This window comes from Variovorax sp. P4_D9 (assembly GCF_056401695.1).
This window is the reverse complement of record NZ_JBFUIU010000574.1, coordinates 1-5,791: the sequence shown is the minus strand read 5'-3', so window position 1 is coordinate 5,791 and position 5,791 is coordinate 1. Positions and strand designations below refer to the sequence as shown.

Below are 5,791 nucleotides of genomic sequence, written 5' to 3'. Positions count from 1 at the left end.
GTGCTCTGCACCACCGGCGGCGTGCTGCACGGCGGCGCGTACATGGCCTTTGTCGACACGCTGGGCGCGGTCGGCACGGTCCTCAACATGCCGCAGGGCAAGCGAACCATCACGACCGATTCGAGCACCAAGTTCATCGGGGCGGCGCCGGTTAACACGACGATCGTCGGCGAGTGCGTCGCGCTTCACCGGGGCCGGCTCACCAAGGTGTGGCAGACCACGATCCGGTCTGCGGCGGGCAAGTTGTGCGCAGTCGTCACGCAGACCCAACTCATCATGGACGCCGTGCCCGCGAAGCCGGACGCATGAACCCGCCCCCTCTCACAAGGATTTCCATGCGAACCCTGGTGTTCATTGTCGCGGGCCTAGCGCTTTGGGCTGGTTGCCTGGGCGCGGCAAGACTGCTCTCCAGCGGCCTCGCCGACGCCATGCGCATGGCGACCATCGCTTTCGTCGCGCTGTGGTTCGTGATCGCAGCCGCCAACATGTGGTTCGGCGTGGCGAAGGCGGGCTATTCGGTCGCCGACGAGCTGCCGATCTTTCTTCCTCTCTTCGGCCTGCCGGCTGCGGTGGCCGTCCTCGTCAAGTGGAAGTTCTGGTGATGGACAACACGCTGGCGGTCCTTCTGAGCGCCGTCTTCGTGGTGCTCGGCCTGTGGCACTTTTACATGGCGGCGTTCAGTGTCGGCGGCGGCGGAGGCGCGGTGCCGAGCGTCGACGGCAAGCCGTTGTTCGTGCCATCAACCCGCTCGACGGTCACGGTCGGCGTCGTGCTGCTTCTCTTTGCGCTGCTTGTCGCAGCGACCTCCGGAATGCTTTCGGTCGGTCTGCCCGCGCGCCTTCTATCTTGGCTCTCGTACGCGCTCGCCCTGGGGCTCTTGGCCCGGGCGATCGGAGACTTCCGGTACATGGGGTTCTTCAAGCGGGTTCGCGGCACCCGCTTCGCGAGGATGGACACGATTCTGCACTCACCCTTGTGTCTGCTCCTGGCGGCCGGCGTGGCCACCGTCGCTTTCAGGGGCGCCGCCCCGACGCCTGCGCCTTGATTCAGGAGGCACCATGGACACCGATCTGGACAGCATGTCGCGCGACCAGCTCGTCGCAGGAAGCCTAAAGCTGACGCTCGCCGGACGCAGACCGATGGTTCGCGCTTGTCCCCGAGCCGCTACCTGGCCCCGTTGGCAAATGGTGTTGGCATGGGGCTGAGCCCCGCCGGCGTCGGGTTGCTGCTCCGCACCGGCTCAGCGCGCGCGGGCGGCACATCGGGCTCGGCATCGCCTGCAAGTTCGCCCCGGAATAGACCGCCTGGGGCGCAATCGACGCCACTGCGGCCGGAGGTGCCGGCACGTTCACGCCGGGTAGCTCCGGAGCCTTCTTCGGTGCGGTTGGCACCGCGACAACCTGTTGAGTCTGCTGCTTCGGACCCACCAGCAGGATCCCGGCGCCAGCGGCGGCGATCGCGTCGTCGCTTACGACCCAGGTGCCCGTGTTGGGCACGCGGGTCAGGCTGATTCGTTCCCCGGATTCCCAGGTGCAATTGAAGACTATTGGGGGCGGCGGTGCGTCGGCGGGCGCAAAGGGATCTGGATCGCGTTCCCTGCGCTCATCGCAACCGCGCAGCGGCTGGCGGTGCGCAAGTTCATTGATCTCCGCGAATTTGCCTCCCGAGAGAGTGAAGGGCACCCCGGCGTTGATCAGGCGTCCAACAAACGCCGTCGCCCTGCCAAACAGGCTGCGGTAGTGAACGTCGTGATAATCCTTGGCGGCGCGATTCAGGCCGCGATGCTCGGCTGGGCATCGACCATCAGCGTCAGCAGCGGCAACGCCTCCGACTCGGCCGTGCCGCCGGAAATGGCAAGCCTGACTTTGATCTGCATGGCCAAGCTCCARGGGCGCGCTAGACATAATTTTCCCAGCCGGCGTACTCGACATAGACCAGCCAATCGCAGTGGGAACTCGCAAGTGATCGTCTGCAAACGCCACCGTTGGAATCGCTCTCTACGGGTGATGAACGACCTTGGCCACAATCCGCACGGCCACGAAATTTGTATCGGCAAAACTCCCAGTAGAAGTGACAACGCCGATAGTCGTCATACCGGCCTGGTATGCGCCCCCATTCGCGTTGGACAGTAGAAAACCGCCGTCTGACGCCGTTTGGGGGGCAAAGAGCGCAAAATAGGTTCCCGGCTCCAGCGGGACGTCGTCCAACGCGGCGCTCTCCATGGACACGGTCAGCGGGTCGTTGTCATGCGTCAGAGGGACGGCGGCGATCAGCAGGCGCGGATCAGGCGCGCCGTTGATCGAGCGACGAATCTGCACCACAAACGGCAGCGTGTTCGGGCACTGGGGGACCGCGATTATCACGGCGCAGTTATTCACCAAGGCCTCGATCTTCGTCAGGACCGATCGTTGTGTCAGCGTGAATTGCGGTCCGACAAAGTTGGTACCGCCTATCGCCAGCCCCCCGGAACCAAAGACGCTAAATGTGGTGCGAGGGGTCGCGGTACCCGCCGTATCGAGCACGGTGTAGACCTGAGCGCGGACTCCAGCGGATGGCACTAGCGAAAGCGCCAAGAACAGCAGCGCGGCCCCTACGCCCGCTCTCTTGAAGCCGTGTGACACCTGCGCGACGAAGTTCAAAGTAGCTTGATCCATGTCGAATCTCCTGGAATTCCGCTTCGGCGGTCATTTGAAGGTTGGTGCGCTTCAGGAAGGTTGTAATTTCGTTTGCTTATTGCAACCCTGGCAGGGATTACAGGGTCAAAAAACCGTCGTGCTCATCGTGATTGGGTTCGCAGCGGGAGACGTGGTGCTGTCATGCGCCTTCAGTCTTGCGTCACAAGCGCCACAATGGCGCGGAGCACGAGCCACAGCACCGCCGCTCCCAGCAGTGCCAGTCCCGCGACGGTCAGTGTCAGGGCTCGCGTGCCATGCTGCCGCGAGGGTGTCGTGATTCTCATAGCGAGCCCCTTTGATCGTTGGGACCTTGGGTCGGGCAGGTACTGATTCCGAACAGGCTGTAAGCGGGACAGAAACCAATGAAGCCCGTGGCGAGCGGTAGGACTCCGAGGTAGCCCCACAGACCGATCAAGCCTTCGAGCGCCAGTCCTATGAGCGTGAGGCCAACGGCCACGCGCAGCATCGGGTCGATGATTCCATAATTTCGATTCACGGCCTGCACTCCTGCTTTTGGAGGGGAATGCCGCATGGTGCGCCTGTCGCGTACACGCCGGCTTGCGGTGCATCAAACTTTGCCGACGGAGTCGTCCAATACCAGAACCATGCGCCGCACTCCTGAGAATTCCGGCTCGATCGGGTCGACCTTGAATCCCATGGTGCGAGCGAGCTTGAGCATGCGGGTGTTCTCGCACAACACGAGTCCCACGAGCCGGCAATCCCGCGGCTCCTTGCGTGTTCGATCAGTTGATCGAACAGCAGCTTGCCGAGGCCCAATCCCTTGAGGTCGGAGCGCACGATGAGGGAGAACTCGGCTCGTTTGGTCCGGGTCGCACCGGTGGGACTTGCCGCTTCGGAGCTTGCGATCGCCATATTGCGCGCATGGCACAACGTGCGTGCCGCGCCGCTGTCAAATCCGACCCGACCACCTACTTCCACGCGCCATGCGTGCGGACCGATGGACCGAAGGTCCTGCCGGCGATGACCAGCGCAGATTCGATTCCATGATTGCGCAACGTCTCGATGCGAAATCGACCGCGCAGCCCTTGGCGACGCCGCCGAAATCCAAGAGGACCGGCTGAGCGGCCACCGCACAAGGGTCGATGCGCCCCGGCTAAGTGATTGCCAATGGCGTGCACGCCTCAGCACCCTGATCGTGTGCGGGTCGACAACCACCGTGATGCGCGCCTGCTTCGCTTCGACAGATCTTGGCGGGGTGGCTTCGAACCCAATGCAGTCGTGACATCTTTGACGCGAAGCTCGCTGCGGTAGTACACCCCCAACATCTGGATACGCTCGATATTGGGCGCGGCAGGCCGCGGTCTCACTCAGTCAGAACATCGGCGCGCAACAGCAGGCCTTTCTGAAGGACCAACCCGATCGCCTTGGCAGTCTTGGTGTTGATGACCAGTTCGAACGTCGTGGGTTGCTCGACAGGCAAATCCCCGGGATACGCGCCTTTGAGAATCCTGTCGACGTAGCTTGCTGCCCGGTAGAACTGCTCCCCCAGGTTCGGGCCGTAGCTCATCAACGCGCCGACCTGAACGGGTTCCCGGGTCGAGAACAGCGTGGGCAATTTCTGCTGGACGGCAAGTTCGGCGATCCTTCGCGCCTGTGAGAAAAACAACCCGTCTCCGAGCACGATCAGGGCTTGCACCGGACCTCGTTCTTGTTTGATCAAGCCGAAGACGGCCTCGATCTGCTGGGCGCTCGCCGCTTGGAGGGGAAGGATCCGCACGGCCTCCCGGGCAGCCACCTGGATGTTCCTCAAGTAAACAGGGTGGCCCGGGTGACCCGGATTCATCATGACGGCGACGGTTGAGAGGCGCGCAATCGCATCGCGCAGAAACTCCAGGTACTTGTAGCTGAGGTCGGCGCCGACGCTCGACACCCCGGTCACGTTGCCTCCTGGCCGTGACAGACTCTTAACAACGCCGAACATGAGCGGATCGCCGCTCGCTGCGAAGACGATGGGGAGGGTCGTCGTAGCTTGCCGCATGACCCGGATGGCGGCGGGTCCAGCGGCCACGATCACATCCAGCTTCTGCTCCAACAACTCTGCTGCGAGATCGGGAAGTCGCGCGTACTCGCTCTCTGCCCATCGGGGCTCGATAACGATGTTCCGGCCCTCCACATATCCAAGGTCACGCAGGCCCGCCCGAAGTCGATCCAGCCGGACGCTCGCGATGCTCGCTGAGGTGGTGTCCAGGTATCCAAGGCGCACCGTCTTCAATTGTCGTTGCGCGAGCGCGGCGTGCGAGGCACAGCCCGCGCCAATCGCGAGCGTCATGATTTTTCTTCTGAGGCTGTTCACTCCGCCGGATCCTTGTTCTCCGTCACCACGGGGAGTGAAGCAAGTATCGTCCGTAGCCAGCCTTCGCGCCAGCAGGTCGTATTTGAGAGAGCGGAGCGTGGCGGGGGCGTGGCCGCCCGCCCGCTATGCGCCAACGACCGGGGCCGGGGGACGCAAGCAATCCGAACTCGGGGTAATCGTATCCTCGATAAAAATTGATACGGTCACTGCAAGAAAACTAAAGCGCGACAAGCGCTTGCGAATCGCATACTGGTGTCCAAGGGCGCTCCGCGCAAGGTGTTGATTTCGAAGGGGAAATCTACCGTGTCAATCGACAGGAAAGGTACGAGCACCCCACTTAGGCGCACCGCCGGAGCCCTGGGCCGCCGCCTGACGGCGAGTGGCCGGCGACTCGGAAATGTGCCTGGCATAGACCGCCAGCACGATGCGCTCGGATTGAACCAGGTACTCGTCGAGCGCCGCAGCTGCACCGGGAAAGTTGCCGGCTTCAGCAAGTTCGAGGATCTTCATGTTCATGTCGACGTAGGGCGCGTGCAAGAACTCGGCGTCGCGCAAGAAGCCGAAGGCCAGGCGCAGTTCGGCAAGCACCGGGGCGAACAACAGGTTGAGCCGTTCGCTGTCGGCCAGCTCGACGATGGCCATGTGAAATGCCATGTTGGCGGTACCCACGCCGACCCAGTCGCCGCTGTCCCGGCAGCGAAGCTGGGCTTCCAGCGCCTCGCGCATCTTCTTCTTGGCCGGGTGGCGCGGGTAGGCCTGCGAAAGTGCCTGACATTCAATCAGCCGGCGAACTCGGTAGATG

General features: G+C 63.1%; 8 protein-coding genes and 1 pseudogene. 3 read left to right on the top strand and 6 right to left on the bottom strand.

What is annotated here, in order from left to right:
• From AC1DY5_RS39245 to AC1DY5_RS39235, 3 genes are all read left to right on the top strand, one after another.
• Positions 1-309 (top strand): PaaI family thioesterase (locus tag AC1DY5_RS39245; RefSeq protein ID WP_478119858.1); only part of this gene is annotated, 309 nt, incomplete at its 5' end.
• Between the two features lie 26 nt (positions 310-335).
• A complete protein-coding gene (locus tag AC1DY5_RS39240) occupies positions 336-602 on the top strand; it encodes a hypothetical protein (protein ID WP_478119857.1) in 267 nt (88 codons plus the stop codon).
• Positions 602-1,045 carry a DUF3995 domain-containing protein gene (locus tag AC1DY5_RS39235; protein ID WP_478119856.1) on the top strand — a complete coding sequence of 148 codons (444 nt, stop codon included), beginning with the start codon at positions 602-604 and terminating at the stop codon, positions 1,043-1,045. The genes AC1DY5_RS39240 and AC1DY5_RS39235 overlap by 1 nt, the downstream gene beginning before the upstream one ends.
• 952 nt (positions 1,046-1,997) lie before the next feature.
• Here the strand turns inward: AC1DY5_RS39235 and AC1DY5_RS39230 are convergent.
• From AC1DY5_RS39230 to AC1DY5_RS39205, 6 genes and pseudogenes are all read right to left on the bottom strand, one after another.
• A complete protein-coding gene (locus AC1DY5_RS39230) occupies positions 1,998-2,654 on the bottom strand; it encodes a hypothetical protein (protein WP_478119855.1) in 657 nt (218 codons plus the stop codon).
• A 170-nt stretch (positions 2,655-2,824) separates the two neighbouring features.
• Positions 2,825-2,959, bottom strand: coding sequence for a hypothetical protein (locus AC1DY5_RS39225; RefSeq protein ID WP_478119854.1), 135 nt, complete (start codon positions 2,957-2,959; stop codon positions 2,825-2,827).
• Entirely contained in the window at positions 2,956-3,171 is a 216-nt protein-coding gene (locus AC1DY5_RS39220) for a YgaP family membrane protein (protein ID WP_478119853.1), read from the bottom strand. Before AC1DY5_RS39220 ends, AC1DY5_RS39225 begins: the two co-directional genes overlap by 4 nt.
• Positions 3,172-3,440: 269 nt before the next feature.
• Positions 3,441-3,548, bottom strand: a pseudogene (locus AC1DY5_RS39215) (hypothetical protein); the annotation flags it as partial.
• Positions 3,549-3,999: 451 nt separating this feature from the next.
• Positions 4,000-4,965, bottom strand: a complete 966-nt coding sequence (locus AC1DY5_RS39210; protein WP_478119852.1) for an ABC transporter substrate-binding protein — start codon at positions 4,963-4,965, stop codon at positions 4,000-4,002.
• Between the two features lie 330 nt (positions 4,966-5,295).
• Positions 5,296-5,791 (bottom strand): GntR family transcriptional regulator (locus AC1DY5_RS39205; RefSeq protein WP_478119851.1); only part of this gene is annotated, 496 nt, incomplete at its 5' end.

Bases quoted from the DNA above. Each gene is read 5' to 3' on its own strand.
- AC1DY5_RS39235 (WP_478119856.1), top strand. From the start codon at position 602: ATGGACAACACGCTGGCGGTCCTTCTGAGCGCCGTCTTCGTGGTGCTC.
- AC1DY5_RS39210 (WP_478119852.1), bottom strand. From the start codon at position 4,965: ATGACGCTCGCGATTGGCGCGGGCTGTGCCTCGCACGCCGCGCTCGCG.
- AC1DY5_RS39225 (WP_478119854.1), bottom strand. From the start codon at position 2,959: ATGAGAATCACGACACCCTCGCGGCAGCATGGCACGCGAGCCCTGACA.
- AC1DY5_RS39230 (WP_478119855.1), bottom strand. From the start codon at position 2,654: ATGGATCAAGCTACTTTGAACTTCGTCGCGCAGGTGTCACACGGCTTC.
- AC1DY5_RS39240 (WP_478119857.1), top strand. From the start codon at position 336: ATGCGAACCCTGGTGTTCATTGTCGCGGGCCTAGCGCTTTGGGCTGGT.